General features: G+C 58.3%; 20 protein-coding genes. 10 read left to right on the forward strand and 10 right to left on the reverse strand.

Features of this window, described 5'->3' with window-relative positions; genetic code table 11:
- A complete protein-coding gene (hflX, locus tag ACS5Q1_RS25890) occupies positions 1-1,395 on the forward strand; it encodes a GTPase HflX (protein WP_473100869.1) in 1,395 nt (464 codons plus the stop codon).
- Here hflX and mazG read toward each other — a convergent pair.
- A complete protein-coding gene (gene mazG / locus ACS5Q1_RS25895) occupies positions 1,390-2,235 on the reverse strand; it encodes a nucleoside triphosphate pyrophosphohydrolase (RefSeq protein ID WP_473100870.1) in 846 nt (281 codons plus the stop codon). The two genes, hflX and mazG, sit on opposite strands and share 6 nt — an antisense overlap.
- A gap of 134 nt (positions 2,236-2,369) precedes the next feature.
- Here mazG and ACS5Q1_RS25900 point away from each other — a divergent pair, with 134 nt between their 5' ends.
- From ACS5Q1_RS25900 to ACS5Q1_RS25920, 5 genes are all read left to right on the forward strand, one after another.
- A complete protein-coding gene (locus ACS5Q1_RS25900; protein ID WP_473100871.1) occupies positions 2,370-2,813 on the forward strand; it encodes an OsmC family protein in 444 nt (147 codons plus the stop codon).
- A gap of 25 nt (positions 2,814-2,838) precedes the next feature.
- Positions 2,839-3,894, forward strand: coding sequence for a histone deacetylase family protein (locus tag ACS5Q1_RS25905; RefSeq protein WP_473100872.1), 1,056 nt, complete (start codon positions 2,839-2,841; stop codon positions 3,892-3,894).
- A 254-nt stretch (positions 3,895-4,148) separates the two neighbouring features.
- On the forward strand, positions 4,149-5,585 hold the full coding sequence (locus tag ACS5Q1_RS25910; RefSeq protein WP_473100873.1) for a metallophosphoesterase: 1,437 nt from the start codon (positions 4,149-4,151) through the stop codon (positions 5,583-5,585).
- Positions 5,586-5,996: 411 nt separating this feature from the next.
- The gene (locus ACS5Q1_RS25915) at positions 5,997-6,152 is read left to right on the forward strand and encodes a hypothetical protein (protein WP_473100874.1); all 156 of its coding nucleotides are present in this window, start codon (positions 5,997-5,999) and stop codon (positions 6,150-6,152) included.
- A 1,970-nt stretch (positions 6,153-8,122) separates the two neighbouring features.
- Complete coding sequence (locus ACS5Q1_RS25920) at positions 8,123-8,296, forward strand: hypothetical protein (RefSeq protein WP_473100875.1); 174 nt, start codon at positions 8,123-8,125, stop codon at positions 8,294-8,296.
- Between the two features lie 253 nt (positions 8,297-8,549).
- Here the strand turns inward: ACS5Q1_RS25920 and ACS5Q1_RS25925 are convergent, their stop codons facing one another.
- Positions 8,550-8,786, reverse strand: coding sequence for a DUF6894 family protein (locus tag ACS5Q1_RS25925; protein WP_203439501.1), 237 nt, complete (start codon positions 8,784-8,786; stop codon positions 8,550-8,552).
- A 116-nt stretch (positions 8,787-8,902) separates the two neighbouring features.
- On the opposite strand from ACS5Q1_RS25925, the gene ACS5Q1_RS25930 reads away from it, so the two are divergent.
- From ACS5Q1_RS25930 to ACS5Q1_RS25940, 3 genes are all read left to right on the forward strand, one after another.
- Positions 8,903-9,055 (forward strand): hypothetical protein, encoded by a 153-nt coding sequence (locus tag ACS5Q1_RS25930; RefSeq protein WP_153885282.1) that lies wholly within the window; start codon positions 8,903-8,905, stop codon positions 9,053-9,055.
- 80 nt (positions 9,056-9,135) lie between these two features.
- Positions 9,136-9,270 (forward strand): hypothetical protein, encoded by a 135-nt coding sequence (locus ACS5Q1_RS25935; protein WP_473100877.1) that lies wholly within the window; start codon positions 9,136-9,138, stop codon positions 9,268-9,270.
- A 404-nt stretch (positions 9,271-9,674) separates the two neighbouring features.
- Positions 9,675-10,274 (forward strand): Crp/Fnr family transcriptional regulator, encoded by a 600-nt coding sequence (locus ACS5Q1_RS25940; protein ID WP_473100878.1) that lies wholly within the window; start codon positions 9,675-9,677, stop codon positions 10,272-10,274.
- Positions 10,275-10,322: 48 nt separating this feature from the next.
- Here ACS5Q1_RS25940 and ACS5Q1_RS25945 read toward each other — a convergent pair whose 3' ends face one another.
- The 5 genes from ACS5Q1_RS25945 to ACS5Q1_RS25965 form a co-directional block, all read right to left on the reverse strand.
- Positions 10,323-10,919, reverse strand: coding sequence for a transglutaminase-like cysteine peptidase (locus tag ACS5Q1_RS25945; RefSeq protein WP_473100879.1), 597 nt, complete (start codon positions 10,917-10,919; stop codon positions 10,323-10,325).
- Between the two features lie 161 nt (positions 10,920-11,080).
- Positions 11,081-12,145 carry a patatin-like phospholipase family protein gene (locus ACS5Q1_RS25950; protein ID WP_473100880.1) on the reverse strand — a complete coding sequence of 355 codons (1,065 nt, stop codon included), beginning with the start codon at positions 12,143-12,145 and terminating at the stop codon, positions 11,081-11,083.
- A 294-nt stretch (positions 12,146-12,439) separates the two neighbouring features.
- A complete protein-coding gene (locus ACS5Q1_RS25955; protein ID WP_473100881.1) occupies positions 12,440-13,759 on the reverse strand; it encodes an HlyD family type I secretion periplasmic adaptor subunit in 1,320 nt (439 codons plus the stop codon).
- A 154-nt stretch (positions 13,760-13,913) separates the two neighbouring features.
- Positions 13,914-15,845 carry a type I secretion system permease/ATPase gene (locus tag ACS5Q1_RS25960; RefSeq protein WP_473100882.1) on the reverse strand — a complete coding sequence of 644 codons (1,932 nt, stop codon included), beginning with the start codon at positions 15,843-15,845 and terminating at the stop codon, positions 13,914-13,916.
- A 391-nt stretch (positions 15,846-16,236) separates the two neighbouring features.
- Positions 16,237-16,731 (reverse strand): hypothetical protein, encoded by a 495-nt coding sequence (locus tag ACS5Q1_RS25965; RefSeq protein ID WP_473100883.1) that lies wholly within the window; start codon positions 16,729-16,731, stop codon positions 16,237-16,239.
- Positions 16,732-16,928: 197 nt separating this feature from the next.
- Between ACS5Q1_RS25965 and ACS5Q1_RS25970 the strand changes: the two genes are divergently transcribed.
- Entirely contained in the window at positions 16,929-17,654 is a 726-nt protein-coding gene (locus ACS5Q1_RS25970) for a Crp/Fnr family transcriptional regulator (RefSeq protein WP_473100884.1), read from the forward strand.
- A gap of 3 nt (positions 17,655-17,657) precedes the next feature.
- On the opposite strand, the gene ACS5Q1_RS25975 is transcribed toward ACS5Q1_RS25970, so the two are convergent.
- The 3 genes from ACS5Q1_RS25975 to ACS5Q1_RS25985 are packed head-to-tail and all read right to left on the reverse strand — an operon-like array spanning position 17,658 to position 21,050.
- Positions 17,658-18,665 carry an adenylate/guanylate cyclase domain-containing protein gene (locus ACS5Q1_RS25975; RefSeq protein ID WP_473100885.1) on the reverse strand — a complete coding sequence of 336 codons (1,008 nt, stop codon included), beginning with the start codon at positions 18,663-18,665 and terminating at the stop codon, positions 17,658-17,660.
- 25 nt (positions 18,666-18,690) lie between these two features.
- A complete protein-coding gene (locus tag ACS5Q1_RS25980; RefSeq protein ID WP_473100886.1) occupies positions 18,691-20,181 on the reverse strand; it encodes a serine/threonine-protein kinase in 1,491 nt (496 codons plus the stop codon).
- Positions 20,178-21,050 (reverse strand): c-type heme family protein, encoded by an 873-nt coding sequence (locus ACS5Q1_RS25985; protein ID WP_203439492.1) that lies wholly within the window; start codon positions 21,048-21,050, stop codon positions 20,178-20,180. Before ACS5Q1_RS25985 ends, ACS5Q1_RS25980 begins: the two co-directional genes overlap by 4 nt.
- Positions 21,051-21,183: the final 133 nt, after the last annotated feature.

The following is a 21,183-nucleotide window of genomic DNA, read 5'->3' on the forward strand; positions in this document are numbered from 1 at the left end:
GTGACGGAACCACGTAGTCCGGGGGAAGAACGTCTCGCTCAGCTTGCCGAACCCGAAAAAGAGGTTGCGGCAGGGACACGAACGCTCGTCGTCGGACCCTACCTGACGCGCAAACGGCGCAGCGTTGTCGATGCGGACGGCGAGGGGACCAATCCTCGCCCTCCGGAAGCCCGTCTCGATGAGATCACCGGTCTCGCCCTCGCGATCGATCTGACCATCGCCAAATCGCTGATAGCGCCCCTAGCCTCGCCTCGACCGGCGACATTCATCGGCAGCGGCAAGGTGGACGAATTGGCCGGTATGATCCGAGCGGAAGAGATCGGCCTCGTCGTCATGGACTGCGCGCTCAGTCCCGTGCAGCAGCGCAATCTCGAAAAGGCCTGGGGCGCCAAGGTCATCGATCGCACCGGCCTGATTCTCGAAATCTTCGGGCGACGGGCGCGCACCAAGGAGGGTACGCTCCAGGTCGAACTGGCGCACTTGTCCTATCAGAAGGGCCGGCTGGTCCGTTCCTGGACCCACCTTGAGCGCCAGCGTGGCGGCTTCGGCTTCCTCGGCGGCCCTGGTGAGACACAGATCGAGGCCGACCGGAGGCTGATCCAGGAGCGGATGAACCGGATCGAGCGGGATCTCGAGAGCGTCGTGAAGACGCGCTCTCTGCACCGCACGAGCCGCCGGCGGGTGCCTTACCCGATCGTCGCCCTTGTCGGTTACACCAATGCCGGCAAGTCGACCCTGTTCAATCGCATGACCCAGGCCGATGTTCTGGCCGAGAATATGCTGTTTGCTACTCTTGACCCCACATCCCGCGCCATTGAGCTGCCCCACGGCGAGAAAGCCATTTTGTCGGACACGGTAGGCTTCATCTCCGATCTGCCGACGATGCTCGTGGCGGCCTTCCGTGCCACCCTGGAGGACGTGGTCGAGGCGGATGTCCTGTTGCACGTCCGCGACGTGTCTCACGGGGAGACAGAGGCTCAGGCCGGCGACGTGGCTGTCGTCCTGCGCGAACTCGGCATCGATCCGGACGATACGAAGCGCATCATCGAGGTTTGGAACAAGGCGGATCTCCTGTCCCCGCTGGATCGTGAGAGGCTTGCCACCACCTCGCATCGAACCGACGAGGAAAGACGACCGATCCTCATCTCGGCCCTGACCGGGGACGGCATTCCGGAGCTTCTCGCCACCATCGAGCAGCATTTGGCTATGGGACGGCCGACCTACGAGATCGATGTCGCGCCGGAGGACGGGCAAGGGCTCGCATGGCTGCATGAGAACACGGAGATCCTGGGCCGCGAAACAACGGAGAATGGGCACACCATCCTCCAGGTTCGCCTCGTGGCCGGCAAAGAACCCCGCTTCCTCAACCGGTTTCCAGAAGCCCGCGTTCTATGACGATGAACCGGGCTCGCGCTCGGCCAGTTTCGCGGCGACCCAAAGCTCTTCCATCTCTTCGAGCGAGGCGTCATCAAGGCTCCGGTCCTGCTTTCCGAGAGCTTTCTCGATGGCCTTGAAGCGTCTTTCGAACTTGGCATTCGTCCGCCGGAGGGCCCGCTCGGAATCGATGCCAAAATGGCGGGCGAGATTGGTGACAGAGAACAGGAGGTCGCCGATTTCGTCCTCGATCCTGTCTCGCGCGCCGGATGAAGATGCCTCCTTAACCTCCTCCAGCTCCTCATGAATTTTGTCGATGACCTGTGCGGCTTCCGGCCAGTCGAAGCCGACCTTCGCGGCCTTTGCCGTCAGCTTCTGCGCGCGCGTCAACGCGGGCAGAGCCGTTGGGATTCCGCCGAGAAACCCAGCCTCGTGAGCCTCGGGCATTTGCCCCATCTTCTCGCGGATCACACGCCGTTCGGCCTTCTCCTTGCTCTTGATCGAGTCCCAAAGGCTCTTCACTTCTGCGGGCGATAGGTCCTTGGTGTCTCCAAAGACGTGGGGGTGGCGCCTGATCAGCTTTCGCGTGATGGCTTCGACCACATCGGGGAAGGCGAACGCGTTCTGCTCCTCGGCCATGCGGGCGTGAAAGACCACCTGAAGCAGCAGATCGCCGAGCTCGTCCCGAAGATCGGCGAGGTCGCCGCGCTCGATGGCGTCAACGACCTCATAGGCTTCCTCGAGCGTGTAGGGGGCAATCGACGCGAAATTCTGCTCCAGATCCCAGGGGCAGCCGGTTCCGGGCGTGCGCAGGGCCGCCATGATCTCGAGGAGCCGTGTGATGTCGCAGGAAGGCTTCATGATGAAATCCCTGATCGCTTCGCCCGTGTCATAGCCTGAGGACAAAACGCGGAGCTAGCTGGATTTGCGCCATGTCCCCGCGTTAGCGGTATAAGGAGGAGTGAGATGCTTCAGGTATAGTAAGGAAAAACCATATGAAAGCACGGGTCAAACTGGTCGACGGCATGATGTTCGTGGGCGAATCCGGCAGTGGCCATGCCGTTGTCATGGATGGCGCCCCCGAATATGGCGGCCGTAACCTCGGCATCCGTCCCATGGAAATGCTTCTCATCGGATTAGGCGGCTGCACAGCGTTCGATGTGGTCCAGATCCTTAGAAAAGGTCGTGAGAAGGTCACGGATTGCGATGTGGAGGTCACCGCCGAGCGCGCCGAGACGGACCCTAAGGTCTTCACCGCGATCCACATCGATTACCGCGTCAAGGGCAGGGGTCTTGCACCGGCTAAGGTGGAGAGGGCGATCGAGCTTTCCAAGGAAAAGTACTGTTCGGCCTCGATCATGCTCGGGGCGGTTGCCAAAATCACCCATTCCTGGACTTCTATCGACGAGGCTAAGGAGATGGAGGACGCTTCCTCCTGAGCCGTCAACATCCGGGACCACGATCATGAAGCTGTTCTTCTCGGAAGCCCAATTGGCCCATCGGCCCAAGCAATACATGGTGCATGGGCGGATCGTGGATCCCTTCGAAAATCCCGATCGTGCCACAACGCTAGCCAAAGCCTTGGAAACACAAGGGCTGCTCAGGACCGACCCGGGCGATTTCGGCCAGGATGCGATCTTGGCGGTGCATGCCGGGCATTACGTCGGGTTCCTTGAAGATGCCTATGATCGATTCCTGAAACTGCCCAACCACGGCCCCGAAGTGCTGCCGAACGTTCATCCCTATCGGGGGGCAGGTATCGAGCTGGAGGAGCGCGGTAGGCCGCGCACGACGGGAATCCTGGGCCAAGCGGGCTGGTATATTGGCGACATGTCCTGCGCGATCATGGCTGGCACCTTCCAGGCTGCTTATGCCTCGGCGCAGACAGCGATTGCCGGTGCGCAGGCGGTACTCGCCGGAGAGCGAGCTTCGTATGCGCTCTGCCGCCCGCCCGGCCACCATGCTTATGCCGACCGCGCCTCCGGCTTCTGCTTCTTCAACAATGCCGCCATCGCGGCCGCAATGCTGCGCAGCCACTTTCCAAAGGTCGCCATCGTCGATTTCGACACCCATCATGGCGATGGTACGCAAGCGATCTTCTATACGCGCCATGATGTCTTTTACGGCTCGGTGCACACCGATCCATCGTCCTATTATCCGCATTACGCCGGATATGCTGATGAAATCGGGGCCGGGCCCGGCGAAGGAGCAAACCATAATTTGCCGCTTGCGCCGGGTGCTAACGACGAAGCCTTTGTTGACGCCAACCGGCGCCTGGCGCTGGAAGTTCAGGCGCATGGCGCCGAGGCGCTGGTACTGTCGGCCGGTTGGGATGCCCACCGGAGCGATCCGCTCTCGAAACTCAACGTCACGTCGGACGCTTTCGCCCGTATCGGAGAAATCTGGGGAAAGATCGACCTGCCGACCCTGATCGTTCAGGAAGGCGGAAACTCGCTCACGGCTGTCGCAGAAGCGGCTCCAGCTTTCATCGCTGCATTCAGGGCCAATGCAGCGGAATAGAACAAGTGTCACGGCGGAGTCGACCCGGGCCTGTTTTCAAGATTGGTCGCCTCGAACGCAGGAAATCAGTCTGATCAAAGCTACGGTAGCATCGTTCAGTTCAGGGACTGCATGGTTGGCGCATTCTTTGAATCGGAGATGCTCATCGGCACGACAATGAAGGTTGATCTATCTTCTACATGTGATGCCGATCTGACGGTGCACGTCGTAGCCTGACGCCCGATAGCCTCGGCAAAGCGATATTGGAAGAGTGTTTGGAGGAAGCTCACATGCGTCGCGGCCCTCGGCATTCCCTATTGGGGCTTCTACTCACACTGACCGGGATCGTCACGGCCAGTACGCCAGCCCGAACAGCCGAACCGTCCGGGACTATCGCGGTCATCTCAGATATCCATTTCAATCCATTTGCAGCATCGGGTATCGCACCTCGACTTGCGGAGTCCGAGCCAGAAGAATGGCCGGTCATCTTCGCTGCCGCAAGCGGGCAGAACTTCCCCAGGCGTGGCGAGGACACAAATCAAGCATTGCTCGCCTCCGCACTCAGTGCGCTCTCCGAGAAAGCAGGAAGCGCCGATCTTGTCGTCGTATCAGGCGATCTTCTGGCACACCGCTTCGAAGAGATAGCGGCTCAGATGCTAGGCATGGCACCAGCCTCCGGCCCCGTACGAGCGCTGGCTGTCAAGACGGCACGTTATGTCGCCGATGGTCTGCGCACCGCACTGCCCGGTCGCCCCATCCTCATCGCCTTGGGAAATAACGATTCCGAGTGCGGCGACTATCAGCTTGAGCCGGGTGGTGCCTTCCTTGCCTCCTTGAGCGACACGGTCCGCGAACTGGCAGGGCCAGATCATCTTGCTGCGGACTTCGGTCAGACCTTCGCATCCGGCGGCTATTATGCGATGCGCCATCCGGTACTTCCGGGCATAACGATCCTTGTTGTCAATGACGTGTTGTGGTCGACCGACTACCGGAATACGTGTGGTACCACTGGAATCCAGGCGGCAGAGGCAATGATGACCTGGCTCGAACGGCAGCTAGAAGATGCGCGTTCCGCCGGCAGGGACATCTGGCTCGTTCATCACATCCCGGTCGGTATTGATCCCTATGCGACACTTCAAGCTTCGTCCGATTTGAGCTGCCCAGCGCGGGTCGCACCCTTCCTTAAGGAACCCTTCGCATCCCGCTTCGCGCTCCTGCTTCAGGAATATGCCGTTATCATCCGGGCCGGTTTTTCCGCCCACACCCATCAAGACAGCTACCGGTTGCTCATGGATGCCAATGTCGCGGTTGCGGTCGAAAAGGTGACACCGTCGATCAGCCCGATATTCGGAAACAATCCTGCCTTTCACATCTTCGACTATAATCGGCGAACCGGAGACATAACCGACTTCTCGACATGGTATCTTGTCAATCTGGAGCAGGCCGCCGGAAGTACGCCAGGCGAGTGGCGACGGGAGTATGTCTTCACCCAGGTTTATGGCGAACAGGCCTATTCGGCAGCCGCCATCAAGCGAATTACAGACGCCACGCTCGAACGTGGAGAGGCAGGCGAGCAGGTTCGCAATAACTTTCGACGACTTTATCAGGTCAGCCATGGCGAGATCCCTGCCGGGGCATTGCCTGCTTATGCTTGCGCCATCGCTAATCTGGCCACCTCATCCTACAGCGCCTGTTACTGTGACAGAAAATAGGGTGCGCTCGAAGACGCTGCCGGTTGCTCAGGTGCGCAGAATATATTCCTTATTGCTTGCTGGCACCATCGTGCGGAGGAGAGCCGGTTTCAATATTATTCGCTTCACACTGAAAGAGGCGGACTATGGAATGGATCCTAGAGACAGATCTACTTTTGTGCAGGTCTCTAAATAGTAGAATTTGGCTACTGGATCATCCGGTGCAGTGAGCCACATCACACACAAAGTGCGTGGTGCCTCTCAGCGAACAGCGAGTTGAGGACGCAGTCAACTGGCATCGCAACGATTTCCGAAACGCGCGTCTTCAAGAAGCTCACGCGATCGTTAAGAACGGTGCAGCACGTTGTGTGATCTTTATCTCAGAGCAATTCGCCTCCTCCATTTACAATCAATGTCATTCAGGAGGTCGGCATGTGGGTCATCTCTCATATCGTGTTCGCGTATCTGCATTTCGTTCCAGGCGGCAACGGCGGTTGGACGCAGAGTGGCGACTATCCTCGGTTCACGACGGAAGAGCGCCGAGATATATCGATCCCATTCGAAGGCTACTGGCGGCGCGTTAGCTAGGAGAGCCGGTGCCATCAGTTCAGCAGAGCATAGGCAGATGAATGACTACGACGCCGACCCAAGAAGATTTCACAGTTTATATCGTGGATGAACGGGTAGGGACGGACCTTCGCATTACAGCAATGTATTCCCGGTCCTAGGATACACCCATGAGATTAAATCAATGGGCCCCGATAGCAGATTGGAAACCAGGACCACTCCGCTTATGTCATGGATCGAGCGATACTTGGAACTAGCCCATCGCGGTTCACGTCAAGGTTCATAACACAGAGAGTGATCGAGCGCCGTCCATTGGGGAGGTTCCTCAATCGATGCTAAAGATTTTCGACAGAAGGGGCGGATAGTGCTGATCCTGCTCCTGTTGCGATAGACAACTGGTCTCAGCTATTTTTTCTCGGTAGAAGCCCAGCTTTGACAGCTTCCGTCGTAACGGCTTTGCGGAACACGGCCTCTCGAAGATAGATCGAGTCGAAGACCAATTTCGTATCATTCTTCCGAATGAATATGAACGGTTTACGGGTGTGTTTCATAAGCGGCTCCCATTTCAGAGTAAGACTTTGTTATCCCAAAAGTCCCTGCAGGACTGTGTCCTCCATCACAGAGCGGAAGGAATGATCCTGGCTTCCTTTCAAGAAGGATTAGGCTGAGGCCCCATCACGCTGTGGTGTCTATCTGACACTGTGATGCCGGTTACAGATACGAAGCCGCTTCTAAGGCATGAATGTTCAATCTGAAGTTCAGATGTACAGGAGCGGATGTGATGGACAAATGCGCGCGATACTGGGCCCGCTACATGAACACAATGGCCCAGTCACGTCAGGCAACAAATCCGTTCAGGCGCAAGATGCTGGTCCGAGAGGCCTATATTTGGCTTCAAAGATACTTTGATGCCGAGGAACAGGAGCTTTCTCGTCGATGCATCGCTTTGGCACAGAGATAACATAAGTCGGCGGAACAGGTGTTTACTTCATAGTTTTCTGCGGCATGCGATTGTTGGCTAGTCCAGTTCAAGTGGCAGCATCGCAAGGCGATGCAATGTGGGCCGCATAGTTTTAGCCGTAAATGTTCTCACCAAAGTGATGCTTAGCCAAATTCGACGAAACTCTTACCAACCTATGCGCTTCTGACCGAGAAGCCCGGCGGTCATTGGCTTTGAACCGCCGGGCTCTCATGGTCAGATCATCATGTCGTTGATACGAAGGAAACGAATATCCTGATCGATTGATTTGCCAGCAGCAAAAACAGCCCTGGAAAGAACGCTATCGGCGATGATCCCGCACGATCGGGCGAGAACGATGATCTCGTACGATCGGTCCCCGAGAGGTATTAGTGACAACCACGCCCCCCGAGTAGGAATCAACAGGTCGACGGTGATCTCGCACTATGTGGGTCGGCCTGTCCCATAGATCTCGAGTGCCTGTAGTGACACGTGAATCACACGCTTCGGCGGTCGTGGCGCCATATCCGCCCAATAGCACGAGGGACAGCACAGCACCAAACCGTGCCCGATAAGTCTTCATCATTTCCAATCTCCTCTGAAAGGGGCATTGCACCTTCCAACCTTACACAGACGAAGAGCTCGCTAATGTGAGGCCGGTCACAGAGGCGGGACTGTATCGACAGCGCTGCCATCTGAGAGTTGACAAAGAAAAAGCGCCCCAGACTGGACCGGGGCGCTGAGTTGACAGGGAGGAACCCCTTCAACCTAACGCAGTCATATTCGGATAACTGTGCGCTACGTCACACCGGAGTTGTGTGACGCCAGCCACAGAACGACGATGCACTCGAATTCATGATGGTCTCAATTGAAGGAGATCATCATGACGCTCACCATTCTTGATCCACGGACCGGTCAGAAAGTGACCATTTCCCCTCCGGCTAAGCCGGCAGGCTCTGCGAGAATATAAACCCATAAATTTTGAATGCTGTGGCCCGGATGCCGGTCCATTCGCGGAATGCGGGACAAGCGTATGAATCTCAATCAGCACTATCAAGAGAAGGCCGCCAAGGCGGATCGTCTGGCGGACGATCCGCGCCAGAAGGCGGAAATGCGCGTGGAGCTTCGCTCGACGGCGCGCAGATGGCGCCACTTGGCGGAACAGGCCGATTGGCTCGCCCGCCGGTCCCAACATCCGAAGTTGTGACTTCAATCGAGACCGCTCACCGAAGCAACAGATCTTTTCCCAGGAGTGCAGTGTCGATGGACCGAAAGGTCGCGCTTGTCCGGGATGCAGGCGCTCAGCGCGTAGGTATCGGAACCTGAAAGGCTTGTAACATCGCGAGGCTCGCGTTCGGACCGGTCAAGAGGTGATGATCTCGCTCGTCGGCATCGGAATAACGGCTTGGCGAACCTCGGCCTTATAGGGGCAGGATCTATCCTATCCCCTGACGCTTTCCTTAGTGGAGGGTCGGCATGACATCGGAAAATGGGATCAACAGCATTTCCTCGTCGTCTTCATCGCTGACATAGACGTGCCAATCCGTGAAATCGCGTGTGCCGTAGGCCCCTTCGACGAGGATCCGCGCCAGGGTTAGAGCCCGGTCACGGGCCTCTATCAGGTCGAGAACCTCGGCTCCGTCACGATCGATCAGGATCTCGCCGGGACCTGCGCAGTGAAAGTACAGATAGAACATTTAAGCCTCCATCTCGATGACTTCACTCTCGCACGTGCCGTCTCCGGCTTCTGTGATGACAATCACGGTTCCCCGGGGCTGCTGGTGGCATGGTCGGTCTCACACGGAGCCCGATCATGTCCCGTCGCATCCTATGTCTCCTCGCTCTTCTGTTCGTGGCCGACGCCATTGCTGTGAACGGCCGCGCGCCCCGGCCCGTCGTCTTGTCCGGCAAGGAGATGCTCGATGTGACCCGGCTTACCCGTCTGCAGGTTTCACTCGCCGTCTAAGGCCATTTCATCTCTGTGACCGCCGTCACAGAAACAGAGTGCAGTTTCGGCGAACCTAGGAACGAACTCAGGAGGTTGTCATGGTTCTCATCGTCCTGGATCGATTGACCGATCAGCCAGTGATCGTCTCCGTCCCGGTCCGGCCTGCCGTTCGTAGGGCAGAGCCCGCAATCGTCATCCATCCCCGCCAGTTCGCGAGCAGGAGGCCGTCATGAAGCGCTCAAAAATCTCCGCGATGCGGCGCGCGCGGCGCTGGATTTTGCAAGAGCTGACAGGAACTAAGCAGTAACACTAGGACGTTCGGAGGCGGAACGGGCTTAATCCGGCAAGATTTCCCGCAAGCTATGCAGTTCCTACCTACGTTCAGTTTACATCATCCGTCCCTGCTCAAGGGCTGAAGCGTATCCTCTCCGGTTGAGAGAATCCCTTATTCATATATAATTGCTTGGCTTCCGGCTTGGGGGAGTAGGTCTCCTCTTTTGCGAGACCATTCAGGGGAGGCGCGACGGTGCGTCTCGGTGGGGACCAGATCCAAAGGGATTTGCCGTTTTTCTCGGCTCTTTCCGTGAGCTCTTTTTTCTCTGCGCTCGGACCTGACGCAATTGCACAGATCGCCGCCTTGTGCACATCCCGAAAGATGCTGGATGGGGAAACATTATTTCTCAAGGGAGATCCGGGAGATGCCCTCTACGGCGTGCGGCGAGGACAGATCGTCATCACGATAACGACCGATACAGGCCGGCAGTTCACGCTCAATATTCTCGGACCCGGTGACATCTTTGGCGAGATCGCACTATTGGATGGGCATCCCAGGAGCGCCGATGCGATCGCCTCGGGTCAAGTCGAACTCTTCATGATCCGGCGAAGCGACTTTCAGGACCTTCTCAAGCGGCAGCCGGAGATCACGACGAAAATCATCGAACTGCTTTGCGAGCGCCTGCGCTTCTCGAGTGAGCGGTTGGAAGAGGCCTCTCTCCTGTCTCTCAAATCCCGGTTGGCGCGACGCCTGTTGAAGTTGGCCGAGGACTTTGGTGAGGAAATCGACATCACGCAGGAAGAACTCAGCGTTCTCGTCGGAGCGGGGAGGGAGACGGTCAATCGACAGCTGCAGAAATGGCGGAAGAGCGGCGTTGTGGAACTTGGTCGGGCCCGGGTGAGAATCGTTGACTCACGACGCCTGCAGAATGAAACCGCCGAACGTGAGCGAGAGGCGGATTGAGTTTATTTGAACGCCATCGCCGTGGCGTGGGAGCCCTTAGTGCACGGGTCACTTATCGTTCGATGACGTAAGCGTCGTTCCGGCCGGCTCGAGCGTGAGGTAAACCCAGCCCGGTGTCTCGGCGCTTTCCCGCTTGATATATCGGTAGTTCGTCCGGAACCACTCCAGCACGTCGTCCGTCTTGTTGTCGAGGATGAGGTCGCCACGATCCGTGCGGACGGTCAGAACCGCATGTCCTTCTCCGTTCTCATCGATGACCACAGTCATTCTCAGAGCGCGCCGCGGCAGACCCGCCTCGATCAGCATCTTGCGCTTGAGGAGCTGATAATCCTCGCAATCGCCCAATCCGTCGGTCGGATAGCTCCACAGGTCGACGACGTCCCAGTGGTTATGGTCAGTTACCGGTATCAATGCGCGGTTCACGGAGAGATTCACGGAAGAGAGGAGCGCGGCAAGATCCTCCGTCAGTGGGAGAATTTCCGGTTGACGGAGATCGACGATGCATTCGTTGGGGTTTCGGCTGCAGAACTCCAGCCAGGCGGAGAGGGGCGGGGCTTCATTGTCTCGAAAGAGATGAGGTCCGGCATTCACCGAACTCATCGCCGACAAGAGGCAGACCAGAGCGATCCAAATCCGTCTTCCCATTGCAGCCTCCCGCGGGAGATGTGCGATCAGGCCGGATGGGAGCATTCCCTTAGACCTGAATCGCTGATGGGATCAGACTGACTTGTTTCGTACGGTTCTTCTGTGCATGCGGTCACAAATCTTGGCTGGCGCCGGACTGAAGACCTCATCGCTTCTTGGGCCTACAGATACTTGTCGCGAATATCGATGGATGACTCGATCCCGACTTTCGGGAAATCGTCTCGCAACCACGCATCTGCCTTTTTGCGGCCGATCACGTGCAACTCGACGAGGAAATCCCAATCGGCATTCAACTTCGAGGCTGCTCCGAGATTCTGCATGACCTCGTCGGCCGCAACGGCATGCAGGCGCACCTGCCTGATGTCGGGGGTAAGGATGCGCCCCTCGTCGACAAGCCTGTTCAGAAATTCGACCGCACGCACCTCCCTCATCAGTGATGAGTTGAAACTGATCTCATTGATTCGGTTGAGAATCTCAGCGGCCGTTTTCGGGACGGTGGGCCGGCTGATGGGATTGATGTGAACCACCACGATATCGGAGGACTCGCAGAGGTAAATCAGTGGGAAGAGAGCTGGATTGCCCATATAACCTCCGTCCCAGTAGTACTCTTGGTCGATTTTGACTGCCTGAAAGATGAAGGGCAGACAGGTCGATGCGAGGACGACTTCGGCACTGATCTCGTGGCTTTCAAAAACCCGGATCTTTCCCGAGCGGACATTGGTGGCCGAGAGAAACAGTTTGACTTTCGACCTGCTTCGCAAAAGCTCGAAATCAACTACCCGTTTAAGCACATCGAGGAGTGGATTGTAGTTGAATGGATTGAGTTCGTATGGCGAAACGATTTGCGTCAGCATGTGAAACAGAAGAAAGACTGGTGATGCCTCAAGACTGCGATTTCCCATAAGGTGATCGAAGAAAGAGGGTTGAAGCGGGCTCAGGCGAGCGGCGCAGGAGACCTGCTGCCAAAACTCCCTCAATGCCCGACGAGCCCCTTCGCGTCCTCCCTCGATCAGCCCGTAAGCGCACACAACGGCGTTCATCGCTCCGGCGCTTGTGGCGCTGATCCCGTCGAAGGTTATGGCGTCTTCTTCCAACAAGCGGTCGAGCACGCCCCATGCAAAAGCCCCATGGGCTCCTCCACCCTGGAGAGCCAGATTGACCGATTTCACCTCCTGTTGCCGCGCGGGACGACCCTTGCGGGAAAAGTTGCTGTCAGCCCTGTTCATGATTGCCTCTTGGCGGCGGCATCGCCCAGCATCCTGACCAGGAGGATCTTATATGGCTTCGGTCCCCAATGACGAGGGTGCGAACTGGGTAGAAAACGCCCGTGCCTAGCCATCGGAAGCGGCACGGCGAAGCCTCGCACGCATTAGAGCATTAATCCCTTAAGGGCGCATCGTCGGGCGCGGAAAACCGGGTCCACTTTTCGCTAGCGCGGCCGTTACGGGGCGACACACTGCGCTAGCGCCTGCGCGGGATCCCGCGCAGGCGCTAGATCGTCAGATGAGCAGCATACCAGATCATTCCTCGCGGAAGGTAACAGCAAGTCGGTCGGTGAGGGGTTGCGTCAGATAGCTGATGATGCGCCGGGAATTTCCGCGGATCAGTACTTCGGCGGGAAGTCCGGGTGTCAGCTCCTTCCCTTCCAGCTTGCGCCGTTCTCCCGGGGCGATTGCTATCTTGACGGTAAAAAAGGCCTGTCCGGTCTCGCTGCTGACGACCTGATCCGGAGAGACGTTGGTGACCACTCCCTCAAGTTCCACCAGCGTCGGGAGCTTGAATGAGCTGATATGGATGGTCGCCGGCTGGTCGATATGGACCTGATCCACCTCGTCAGGCCGGATTTTCGCATTCACGATCAGCGGTTCCGTGTTTGGGATAATCGACATCAATTTTTGGCCGGGGCCGACGATGCCGCCGATCGTATGCACCATGAGTTCATGGACCAGGCCAGTCCGTGGTGCCCGGATGTCAAGCCGCTGAAGGCGGTCCCGAGCGGCCGAGAGCTGCTCCTCGGTTTCGGCGAGACTGGCCGTGACCCCCTGAAGCTGTCTCAGGACCTCGGATCGTGCATTTTGAGTAAGCTCAGCAATTTTGAACTGGATTTCCGTGAGCTGGGAGCGGGCGCCAGCGATGCGGGCTTCTATATCGCCCATCTCGCCTTTCAGGCGGCTGACCTCACGCTCTGTCTGGCGCAGCACGGGACGTCTGATCAGGCCCTTGCTGTCGAGCATCCGCTGGTCGGCAAGCTCGGCCGTCACCTGGGCGAGTTCTTCCTTGAGCGCCTTGTATCTCTCGTTGAAACCATCGATCTGCCGCTCGACCTGATGTTTGCGCTCCTGATGCTGAGAGAGCTGGCTCATCCGTGTGAAACGCCGCTCGTTCATGAAGTTCTCCTCGGCCGCAAACGCTGTTCTCAGGGCGCTTTCCGCCAGCTTCGAGGGAATGGAAATTTCAGGTCGCGTGATCGTCGTTCGGTCCAGGTTCTCAGCTTCGAGGCGAGCCTTCTGGGCGGTCAGATCGATCAGCTTGCGTTCGAGGATGCTTGCATCTGCCGTAACCTTGGCGGTGTCGAGCCGGACGAGGACTTGCCCCTCCTGCACGAGTTCCCCATCCCTGACGAGGATCGCTCCGATGACACCGCCTTCCAGATGCTGAACGGCCTGAGCGCTGGATTGAACGGCAAAAGTCCCTGAAGTGACCACGGCGCTGTCGACCTTGGCGGCGACCGCCCAGCCGCCAATCCCGAAGAACACAATAAACGAACTGAACATGAACCAGCGCATCAGCCGGCGCATGGAGGAGGAATTGGCGACGAGATCAGCTTCGAACTCGGTCATGGTGCGCTCCGCTGTGTGGGCTACCCGTCGCCTTAGCACGGGCGACGGGCTAATCCGGCTTCAGGTTCTCGCTCCGGGCCTGAAAGCCTGGCGCTCGTTCCTGTATCAAATTGACACGCCGCGCCCCCCGGCGCTGTGGTCCAGTTCACAGTTCCTAGCTCACGAGGCCATTCGCTCGCTGCGCCCGGGTCGCATCCAGGCTGGTGACGGTGGCAGTGGCGGGGCTGTCCGTTCGATTCGCTGTTCCTGATACAGGCGAAGCGGGTTCGGACTGCGAGGGTGAAGTGGGGTGCGGCTCGGACACAGGCGTGCCCGATGCGCCGGTTGGAACGGGCTGGGCGCCCGATGTTCCACCGCCCGATTGCGAGCTCGGCAGCTGAGACGGCTTATGCGGCTGTCCGATGCGAGGGAACAGGGCAGCAAGAACCTGCTCCTTCGGGCCGAACATTTCAGCGCGGCCGCCGCGAACCGACAGGATCTTGTTGGCGGCGAAGATGGCGCTTGGCCGATGAGCAACGATAACGACGATCTTTCCGGCCTGACGCATCTGGTGAATGGCGTCGTTCAGCGACTGCTCGCCAAGCGGATCGAGGTTGGAATTGGGCTCGTCGAGCACCACCAGGAATGGATTTCCGAACAGGGCGCGGGCGAGACCGATGCGCTGACGCTGGCCGCCCGACAATATGGCGCCACCCTCGCCGACGGGGGTATCATACCCCCGCGGGAAGGCGAGGATCATGTCGTGCACACCCGCCATTTTTGCGGCTTCGATCACCTGTTCGGTGGTGGCGTCCTTGCGGAAGCGGGCGATATTCTCCGCAACTGTGCCGTCGAACAGCTCGATGCTCTGAGGAAGATGGCCGATCGCATCAGCAAGCGCATCCGGTGAATACTGGCCGATCAGGGCATTGTCGAAGCGGACCTCGCCACGGGCTGTCGGCCAGGCACCGACCAGGGCGCGGACGAGTGTAGATTTACCGCAGCCGCTCGGGCCGATGATCCCAAGGGCATCACCCGCCTCGATTTCGAAGGATACGCCGGCGACGGTCGCAACCGCTCCGCCAGGGGGCACGATTGCAACATCACGCACTGACAGTGTGTGGTTCGGCCGCGGCATGCCGTGCTGCTGCTGAGCAGTCTTCGGAAGCTTGGAAGAGAGAGCGCGAAGGCGGCGGAAAGCCTGCAAGGCTGCTGATGTGTTGCGCCAATTCCCTATGACCTGGTCGATAGGCGTGAGGGCCCGTGCGAGGATGACAGAGCTCGCGATCATGGCGCCCGCGGACATCTGCGCCTCGATGACCAGATAAGCTCCGAGCGCGAGCATCGCCGATTGCAGGACATGGCGAACCGTCTTGGAAATGGCGCCGAAGACACTGGCATGGTCCGCAAGAGCGCGCGCATGCGAGATCGAGTTCACGTAGCCGCTGCCCCAGCGCTTGCACAAATCGTCTCCCATGCTCATGGCGGCGGCCGCCTCGGAGTTGCGCCTTGCGTCCAGCAGCACAGTCATGTTCGCCGCATGCACCTGGTTCGCAGCCTTGACCGTTCCTTTGGTGACGAATTCGTTGATCAGGCTGAGGATGACGAGAAACAGAGCGCCGCCTGCGGCAGCAAGAAATAGGATTGGATTCACGAGAAACAGGATCGCGAAGTAGATCGGCATCCACGGAAGATCGAGAAGGGCAACCGGGCCAGGGCCCATGAGGTAATTGCGGATGGCGGCCAGATCCTGCAACGGATCATGGTTGCGGGCATGCGGCCCGAAATGGAGTGGCAACTTCAGCGTCGCTTCGAACAGGGTCGGAGCCAGTCGGTGGTCAAAGGTGATGCCCACCCGCGCCATGAGCTTGCCGCGCAGCCCCTCCAACAGACCATAGAAGGCATAGAGCAGCAGAGCGAGCAGAGAAAGAGCTGCCAGTGTCGGAACGCTCTTGCTCGACAGTACTTTGTTGTAGACCAGCATCATGAAGATGGGACTGGTCAGCATCAGGATGTTTCCGAGGCAGCTGATGGCGCTGATGCCGATCAGCGGCTTCTTGAGCGTGCGAAGAGCGGTACGGAGTTGGACTTCAGCGCTGTTCCTCATTCCATTCTTCATCGCAAGCGTCCTTATTACGAGCCATCCACGCGATCTGAAACTGTCTAACAAGCCAGGTGGGGCCTATTGGTGTCTGTAGCCCGATCATGGACGAACCCTGCGCCAAACGCTGTGACACGCTTCACAGTCTTTCATTTTGGTGACCCATCTCGCATCCAGAACTTGGAAAGGTCTTGGTCCGTCGTTCGACAAGCAACACTCCTGATGCCGACGCGATGATATCGCACGTCGACGGCAGGGGAGGTGGCGGTGCAAACGGAGCGTATGCGGCGGAAGCCGGGGCCGCGCCGCCTGTGTAGGTTCAAAGCCTCGAACAAGGGCTCTGACGATAGAGCCCTTCAGGTCATGCGGGAGGACGGTAACCGTGCTCTCACATTGCTCAGGAAAATTCTGAATGATTCAGGAACCCGGACGATTGTTCTGTCGACGCCAACTGCAAGCCGTTCGCACTGACATCGCCTCCGATGTCGATGGAACCGCCGTTGGCAGCGTTCAAGAAGACAAGCGTGTTCTGGACCTGTGTCGTCTGGATCAGGGTGTTGAACTCCACATCGAGATCGTCGATCGCGAAGACGATAATCGGCGGGAAGCCTCCAGCGGGCCCCAGACTATTGGATAGGTGGCCGAAAAGCACCGCGTCGAATCCACCGGCATCGTCCCAGGCGGCGGCATCCCAGCCAAGACTTCCGCCTTCATGTTGCTCCATGGGGCCGGGAGTGTCCCTATGATCACACCCGCGGTCGCCATAATCGCTCCTGAAATGGTAGTCCGGCCGATCACCTCGATCCCCGTTGCCATCAATGTCACTCCGGCCTCCGCGCAGACGCTCATGAGGCTCGTCGTCCTGCCAGAGGTTGCGATGATGGCGGGGCATGGGACTCTCCTCGATTGCGACCCAATCGGACGATCACTCTGATCGTCTGCGGAAATCGGGCGCGATAGCTGGCTGTACACCCAAGCCTGGCCGCAGACAGTGATCTGCCTCACACTTGGCCCGCGAGCTGTCTTTGCACGCGTCTCGCCGACCGTTATGCTCGGGGCACTGTGCTCGACCTTTGTGGGAACTCGATCATGGCTGACGTTCAATCGTCGAATGCGGCGACAGGCGCAGATAGGCCGGTCAAGTTCGGAGAGCTTGATATTTTCAAGGCCATTGATTCGCCGACTGTTGAGCTGATCGCCCGTAAGGCTCAGAATCGGACATTGGAGAAAGGCGAGTTGCTATTCAATGTCGGAGATACGTCCGACTCACTTTATGTGATTGCCGAGGGGCGAGTTCGGATCTGGACTGTTTCGGCTGCAGGTGCCGAAGTCACGCTTAATGTGCTGACGAATGGTGCCGTTTTCGGCGAGATCGGCATGCTTGACGGTGGCGTGCGGACAGCGGGTGCTTCTGCCATGCTGCGTACGCGCCTGACGAGTATCGCTCGGCGAACCTTCTACGAGGCGCTGGATCGTGACCCGCAGCTGGTACGCAACGTGATCGATCTGTTGTGCAGGCGCCTCAGATGGACCAGTGCCCGGATGGAAGATGCCACCCTGCGTCAGGCGCCTCAGCGTCTGGCGCGGATTATCGGCCATCTTGCCCGGGATCATGGCAAAGCCACGCCTAGAGGAATCGAAGTTGTTCTCAAGCTGACACAAAGCGAGATGGCTCAATGGACGGCGATGTCGCGGGAGGGCTTGAACAAGGTTCTGAACCGATGGGCCGAAGAGCGTCTCTTAACTCAAGATCGCGGCGGGCTGGTTGTTCATGACCTCGAGCGGATCGATGAGATTGCAGAATTCGGCGAGTAGAGGTCAAAGACGCCTTTGCGCCACTATCTGTTGAGCACGCGTGAGAAATTGCAGGCGCTCGTCCTTCGCCGGAATCTCGCGGGCAAGGTCGTCAACAAGCTCGGCTAGATCCGCTAGATTTGCGGCATGCCGTTTCACGAGCAATCCCGCGACCGGGCCGAGATAGGTCGTCAGGGTGTGAGTGAGCTCGGCAAGACAGGCTTGACGGGCAGTGGAGTCCAAAGGTGCGGAACGAGCAGGGAGGCTCTCCGGCACCACGTCATCATCGGATGGTGAAGATGTCGCTGCCGGATGAACAGGGATGACGAGGGGGGCGGCCTTTGGCAGTGATATGGCTTGTGGCCCGGGGCACGCGGGGGACGGCAGGGGCATGTCGGCTCTGTCTTCCATCCGTGCTGTAGCCACCGAAAGCACTGTTCGATCGAGTGGCTCGATCAGGCTCACGGTAGCATTCATATCGGTCGCAGACGGTGGCATCGCCACAGTGAACGTCGTGATCCGCCGTGGACTGTGCTTGAGGTCGAATACGCCGCGCTCTCCGAAGGTCGCCGAAATGCGAGGCGCCACAGCTTCCATGACAGCTGCCGATACGAGGATTCCCCCCGGATCCGCGAGGCTTTCCAGACGGGCCGCAATGACAAGGGTCTCGCCGAAGGGAAGATCGTCCTGGAATAGGACATCGCCGAGATGAATACCGATCCGCAGACGGACCGCATCGAATTTCGTCATTGCTGTGAGACGCGCCTGTGTATCGAGTGCGCAACGTACAGCATCCACGGCGCTTTCAAAGAGCGCGAAAATGCCATCTCCGGGCATCCCAAAAAGCCATCCACCATGAGCCGCAAGCTCCTCCCGGGCAACGCGCCGGGTCGCCCATAGGGCGTCCAGGGTGTTGGTTTCGTCAACGGAAACCAAGCCGCCAAAATTCGCCATGTCGGCCGCGAAGACCGCTCGTAGGCGTCGAATTCGTTTGCCGGAAGGCTGAGGTGCATCGGGTGCCAGATTATCCATCACTCATTCATCGAGTACCTACACGTCATTGTTTGGTTTCGCTGAGTTTACCACGAATCTTGAGAAAGCTCGCGCGGTCCCGTTCGCTAGGAATGAAGTCGGAAAGACGGCGGTAGAAGTCATCTCGGCCGACAGATTTCTCGGCCTGCCGAGCGACCAGCGTTGGCGCAACAGGACCGATGAGCGGCAGCAGTACTTCGGTCACCGCACGAATTTCAGTCTGGGAAATGACGGCTTCCATCTGCGCTATCTTGAAGCCCTTGTCGTCACGGAGCATCTGCTGAGCCGCTTTTCGGAAGGTGGCGGCCTCGGCCTCGGTTTTGATTTTCTCGACAAGGAATTCCAGGAACGTATCGATGTCCATCGTCTCGTGCGCGGCCTGTTTCACCAGTAAGTGGCCTATCGGGCCGAGCGAGTGGGCAAGAGATCGTCCAAGTGCGTCGATTGTGGTGGGCGTGAGCACTTCGGCCATGGTTTGGTTAAGCTGTTCCTTTGCAGGCGCAGGCTGCTCTTTTCCAGGCAGGTGGGAGAGCTCGGTCAGGTCAAGCGGTGGGAGGTCAGCACTGGGGCGCATCTCGATCGATGCATTGAGTGCGACGACGAATTCATCCGCCGTCTGGAAACGATCCTCTGGGTTTCGCGCTAGAGCTCGCTGCACGACGGCGTCGATCTCCGGCCAAAGCTCCGGCCGATAGGTCCTGATCGATGGCGGTGGTTCGTTCATGAGCTTGCGCATCAGTTCAGGCAGGTCGGCAGCAATGAAGGGCTTCGCGCCGGTCAGCATTTGAAAGAGGATGACTCCGGCCGAGAAAAGATCCGCGCGGACATCGGCCGGACGCCCGAGAAATCGCTCCGGGGCCATGTAGTTCGGCGTGCCGATCGGGATACCGCCAGGCTTCGTGAGATCAAGAGCCTCGACATGGGCCACACCGAAGTCGGAAACCTTGATCGACGCGGCCGAGGGACAGAGGATATTGGCAGGCTTGACGTCCCGGTGAATGACGCCCTTGGAGTGCGCATAGCCCAGGGCGAACAGCAACTGGGCCATGATTTCGCCGACCTGGCGGATGGGCAGCAACGTGCCACGCCGGATCACGTTCTCCAGCGTACCCGCATTGACATACTCCATGATGATGTAGGGCGCGCCGTCCTGCTCCACGAAGTCGAAGACCGTGACGATGTTCGGGTGCAGGCACCGTGCTGCGGAGCGGGCTTCGGTGGCGAAGCGACGGAGGAGCTCGTCATTCTCGCTCAGGTTCTCCAGGATTTCGGGACGAAGCGTCTTGATCGCCAAGGGCCGATCAATCTGTTCATCGTAGCCTTTATAGACGACACCGATCGCACCGCGGCCGATCACGTGGTCAAGGCGATACTTGCCAATTCTGGCGGGGATGGCGCCACTGGCTCCGCCTTGGCTACTGCCTGTCCTCAGATCCTTGTCTGCGGTCATCGGAGAAAATTCCCTGACGAGCGGTAATCTGGTTCTGTTAGGCCAGGGATCAATCGTATTGATCACTTTTCAAGCATCTTCAATGCGCTATCCAAGCTCCTGCGCATCCGGTTAAACGAGCGTGACAGGGACGAGATCTCGTCCGAACCTGGGTATTCGAACTCGGCCACAGATGCATCGCCCATGCTGACAGCCTCTGCAGTTTTCGCCATCCGCGTCACCGGGCTGATCACATACCGATTTAGCAGGATGTTGAGCAGGATCAGCAAGATCAGAAAGATAATGCTTGAGGTACCGACAAATAATCCTAGATTCCGCCAGATCGATCCTTCGGCGATGTCCATAGGCACGGAAATGATCTGTGCTCCGATCGTCTCGTTAAGCTTCCAGCCGAATCCATTCTTGTTGCCGTAAAGAGCAACCATCGAGGGAGGAGCCCTGTCCGGCGTCGAATGACAGGTCAGACAAGACTCGTCCCTGATCACCAGGGGATAGGTTGCCGTGTAGTGGGAACGGTTGTCGATCGTCTGAAAGCTGACGTCCTTGGTCAGGTCAGGATTTGCGCGGAGTTTCTCGATGAGCTCCCGCTCCCAATCGCGCGCAAGATCCGCGGGGTTTGTCGGGTTGAGTGCTGCTTCCTTGTAGAAGAACTGCGGGTAGAACCCTCGGAAATTGCGGAAAGCCGTCTGTGCAGAGAACGACGGAACCGTTTGCGGCAGGAACTGAACGCTGGAATGTTCAGCCAGCAAGGGCTGAATTTCTTCCGAGGTATAGCGGCGTATGGAAAGCGCCTGCGCTCGCAGAACATCGATCTGCGACTGCAGCTGTTCCATGGCTTCCCGCCTGGAAATTTGATAAAATGGATAAATTGATAAGCTGAGTCCAAGCAGATAGCAGACGGCGAGAATGATATTGAATTTCAGCCGTAATCCCACGGGATATCTCCAACGGCTCGAGAGGTTAGTTCGCGTAACAACTACCGGATTCCATGATAATGCAAGTCTTGGAGACGTGCCATGCATTTCGGTCAAGCAGGTGGATTTGCAGGCAGATCCTCTGTGCGCAAAA

The organism is Microvirga sp. GN3, from assembly GCF_055792825.1.

What these genes read in the sequence shown, in the direction of transcription:
- ACS5Q1_RS25950 (WP_473100880.1), bottom strand. Translation starts at nt 12,145, where the DNA reads ATGAACAGGGCTGACAGCAACTTTTCCCGCAAGGGTCGTCCCGCGCGG.
- ACS5Q1_RS25960 (WP_473100882.1), bottom strand. Translation starts at nt 15,845, where the DNA reads ATGAGGAACAGCGCTGAAGTCCAACTCCGTACCGCTCTTCGCACGCTC.
- ACS5Q1_RS25925 (WP_203439501.1), bottom strand. Translation starts at nt 8,786, where the DNA reads ATGTTCTATCTGTACTTTCACTGCGCAGGTCCCGGCGAGATCCTGATC.
- ACS5Q1_RS25915 (WP_473100874.1), top strand. Translation starts at nt 5,997, where the DNA reads ATGTGGGTCATCTCTCATATCGTGTTCGCGTATCTGCATTTCGTTCCA.
- ACS5Q1_RS25945 (WP_473100879.1), bottom strand. Translation starts at nt 10,919, where the DNA reads ATGGGAAGACGGATTTGGATCGCTCTGGTCTGCCTCTTGTCGGCGATG.
- ACS5Q1_RS25970 (WP_473100884.1), top strand. Translation starts at nt 16,929, where the DNA reads ATGGCTGACGTTCAATCGTCGAATGCGGCGACAGGCGCAGATAGGCCG.
- ACS5Q1_RS25975 (WP_473100885.1), bottom strand. Translation starts at nt 18,665, where the DNA reads ATGGATAATCTGGCACCCGATGCACCTCAGCCTTCCGGCAAACGAATT.
- ACS5Q1_RS25920 (WP_473100875.1), top strand. Translation starts at nt 8,123, where the DNA reads ATGAATCTCAATCAGCACTATCAAGAGAAGGCCGCCAAGGCGGATCGT.
- ACS5Q1_RS25900 (WP_473100871.1), top strand. Translation starts at nt 2,370, where the DNA reads ATGAAAGCACGGGTCAAACTGGTCGACGGCATGATGTTCGTGGGCGAA.
- ACS5Q1_RS25965 (WP_473100883.1), bottom strand. Translation starts at nt 16,731, where the DNA reads ATGCCCCGCCATCATCGCAACCTCTGGCAGGACGACGAGCCTCATGAG.
- ACS5Q1_RS25935 (WP_473100877.1), top strand. Translation starts at nt 9,136, where the DNA reads ATGGTTCTCATCGTCCTGGATCGATTGACCGATCAGCCAGTGATCGTC.
- ACS5Q1_RS25955 (WP_473100881.1), bottom strand. Translation starts at nt 13,759, where the DNA reads ATGACCGAGTTCGAAGCTGATCTCGTCGCCAATTCCTCCTCCATGCGC.
- mazG (WP_473100870.1), bottom strand. Translation starts at nt 2,235, where the DNA reads ATGAAGCCTTCCTGCGACATCACACGGCTCCTCGAGATCATGGCGGCC.
- ACS5Q1_RS25930 (WP_153885282.1), top strand. Translation starts at nt 8,903, where the DNA reads ATGTCCCGTCGCATCCTATGTCTCCTCGCTCTTCTGTTCGTGGCCGAC.
- ACS5Q1_RS25905 (WP_473100872.1), top strand. Translation starts at nt 2,839, where the DNA reads ATGAAGCTGTTCTTCTCGGAAGCCCAATTGGCCCATCGGCCCAAGCAA.